Origin of the sequence: Erwinia sp. 198 (assembly GCF_003937915.1) — a bacterium.
GTDB classification, from domain to species: domain Bacteria; phylum Pseudomonadota; class Gammaproteobacteria; order Enterobacterales; family Enterobacteriaceae; genus Erwinia; species Erwinia aeris.
In genome coordinates this window covers 1-2,907 of the sequence record NZ_RHUM01000028.1, presented here as the reverse complement: position 1 = coordinate 2,907, position 2,907 = coordinate 1, and the positions used below count along the sequence as shown (strand labels likewise).

The following is a 2,907-nucleotide window of genomic DNA, read 5'->3' as shown; positions in this document are numbered from 1 at the left end:
TATGTATTTTATTTCTGAGGCATACTTCATAAATACCTATTGCCATGCTTATCCGAGAAGATAGCTCGCTGTTCCAGCAATACATCCCGTAGATTTCATCTTCGCTTTTATGAGGGTACACACGTCGATAGCTATTTAATCTTTCAGTAGATATGTCATTGATATGTTTAGCTATATTAATCGCAGGCGTTTTATACATGGAAGTCCTTGAGCATGCTTTCGCTGGTTCTTTATGAAGTGATTATTATGTTGACACTTTTTGTTGCAGAGGCATACTGAAGGCGAAAAAAAACCGCCTTGCAGGGCGGTTTTTTCCAAGGTTCAAAGAACTTGCAGGTTTTTGAACCTAGGTAACTGGCTTGGAGGAGCACAGTCACCAAAACTGTCCTTTCAGTGTAGCCTTATCACACACGAAACTTCAAGACTCTCCTCCTCTAAACCTGTTACCTGTGGCTACCACCATTGGCGATTTGTCGTGCCTGTCAGGATTGGAATCATGAGTACAGTTACCTGAAAGTCGTGGTAGTCGGGTTGAACGGGGAGTTCGTGCATACAGCCCAGCTTGGAGCGAACCACCTACAAGGAACCCAGTTGCACGGGAAGGAATGAGAAAACGCCACCTTACGGCGGTCTGCAACGGGTAAACCTCACGGTGGGAACAGGAGAGCGCACGAGGGAGCGACCCATCGGAAACGGTGGGGATCTTTAAGTCCTGTCAGGTTTCGCCACTTCTGATTTGAGCGCCGGAAATCACCTGATTTCTGTGAAGCTCGTCAGGAGGGCGAAGCCTATGGAAAACCGGCAATCCCCAGAACCTCCTTATGGCCTTCTGCCTGAGCAGGTAACGCTCGCCGCAGCGTCATGACCGAACGAAGTGAGCGAATGACCGAGGAAGCGTAATGTCTGTAATGCTGAACAGGGATCGTGTCGCTCGGTACACCCGTTTCCTCCCTGATTACACACCCGGCTGCAACAGTTTCCTGTCGTTTTCCACTTTTGCCTGCACAGCTATACAACGGCAACATCCGGGCAGGACATGTAAAGTGGGCCTACTTTACGCCTGCCTTATTCGCATGACTGCTCAAAGGAAAAACCATGACTGATGATCGTGCACTGCAACTGCGCTTGGCCGGGTTCCGCAAAGCTGAGGCCTCTCTCAGACTTGAAGGGATGGATCCGTCCGGAACGCCGCTCTATGAGTCCGTTAAGGGGCGTCTTCTTTCCGGTGAGCTTACCTTCGACGAAGCCCGTGCTGAGATAATGGCTCATTACCAGAAGCGAGCGAACAGTAACTGACGCGGACAGGAAATGTTTTGTCATTACCGCCGCTCCGCACCGGCGACAAAACAGCGGGACAAGATGTGTTTTTGGAGTACCGCCGGCACGCCAAATCCTCCTGGTCAGGCTACGCCCGACACCCTTTTGTTGCTCGTTAAATCCGACCCCTTTGCGGTATTTCTGCCGCGCCTGCGGCTTGCCCAACGTCTCACGGCCACACAGTAAACTGTGCACCCGTTCATCGTTTCTGGGGGCTCAAAATTTTCGGACTAAATACGTCGTGATGAAACAATTCATCGACTGTTTAGGAGAAAACTATGAAATATCTAAATCTGCTCGAGCTGATACTCAATTGCTTAAAGACAGCTGCGGATCTGTGGGACTGGCTGCAGCAGAACAATTTCTTTTTTGAGACGTTCGGCCTGCTTTTATCATGAAACGGCACTGTGCCGGTGCGTATGCATAGCTATTCACCGGCGCAGAAACCATCAGGGGCATTTTTTCACGATACGGACAGGGAAAGGTGCCGGAAACGGCCGTCAGGCCGCAGGATCGCGCTGAGGGGCTCTCAGGGGGTGCGGGCAAGAGATGTTATGGTAAATCATGCATCTGCATCCTGTACCTATTGTGGAAGATAATAGTGTTGTATTGACGATGTCGTCGAAATGTAGTAGATTAGATCCCGTAGTCGTCAGCTAGCGCAGTTCTTTAAGAATTGCAGCCATGCTAGATTCCTTAGTGTTCTAGTAGTTAGTTGATGCATAGAGAATATGAAGAGGCCACCCCTAAAGGGTGGCCTTTTGCATTTATGATTTCCTGATATGTCCGATCACGTTTCCGGATTTTTTCAGTTCAAATAGCCAGTTCTTGCATAGCGGGTTTGATAATTGCTCGATTACTTTTTGCGAGAAATCATCTGCTTCTACATCTAAGGCAATTGTTTCGCTTTGCGACATAAAAGACTTTAAAGAGCCTTCAGTCATCATGCTTAATATGTCTATATGGTTCATGGTTCCAATATAGAATTGGTGCATTTCGATAGAAATATAACTTAGAGTGCTTATTATTGTATTGTATTCAGATCTCATCCTCGAAATGCAATCAGCGATAGTCGTTGGCTCTGGCTTTATTTGTTTTTTACCGTCAATACTTTTAAGTATTTTGTTTTTCCATATCGGCTCAAAGTGAGACACTCGGTTTCTCAATATGTTTATGCGCTTCATATTTAGCTTTAACTCATTCAACCTACTGCTTTTGTTGAAGAAGTTATCTGGAGTTGAGCTGAAGATTAGAGGGAAAAGTACATCCCATGGGATATTCTTTCCATTATTTGTTTTATTTATTTCTAGAATATACCTCCAGGAGCCATGAGATATTGATGATATTATTTTGTGAGGAGGGGGGAATCCACCTTCGTTATATATCTCATCTATTTGCCACTTTACCTTCCCAGTTGTTGCTATTTTATCGTACCAATTACAAGAGTTCTTATCACCTGATAAATTACCGTTGTAAGTATTTTTATTGTTGAATATATAATTGCTCATGACTCTATGTATTTTATTTCTGAGGCATACTTCATAAATACCTATTGCCATGCTTATCCGAGAAGATAGCTCGCTGTTCCAG

2 protein-coding genes and 1 pseudogene are annotated in these 2,907 nt (G+C 45.5%); 1 reads left to right on the top strand and 2 read right to left on the bottom strand.

Annotated elements, in window-relative coordinates; genetic code table 11:
- A pseudogene (locus EGK14_RS21700) lies at window positions 1–199 on the bottom strand (hypothetical protein); the annotation flags it as partial.
- An 896-nt stretch (window positions 200–1,095) separates the two neighbouring features.
- On the opposite strand from EGK14_RS21700, the gene EGK14_RS21045 reads away from it, so the two are divergent.
- Window positions 1,096–1,296, top strand: coding sequence for an antitoxin VbhA family protein (locus tag EGK14_RS21045; RefSeq protein WP_125291004.1), 201 nt, complete (start codon window positions 1,096–1,098; stop codon window positions 1,294–1,296).
- 788 nt (window positions 1,297–2,084) lie between these two features.
- Here the strand turns inward: EGK14_RS21045 and EGK14_RS21035 are convergent.
- On the bottom strand, window positions 2,085–2,907 hold an 823-nt coding region (locus EGK14_RS21035), incomplete at its 5' end, for an Abi family protein (RefSeq protein ID WP_148101261.1).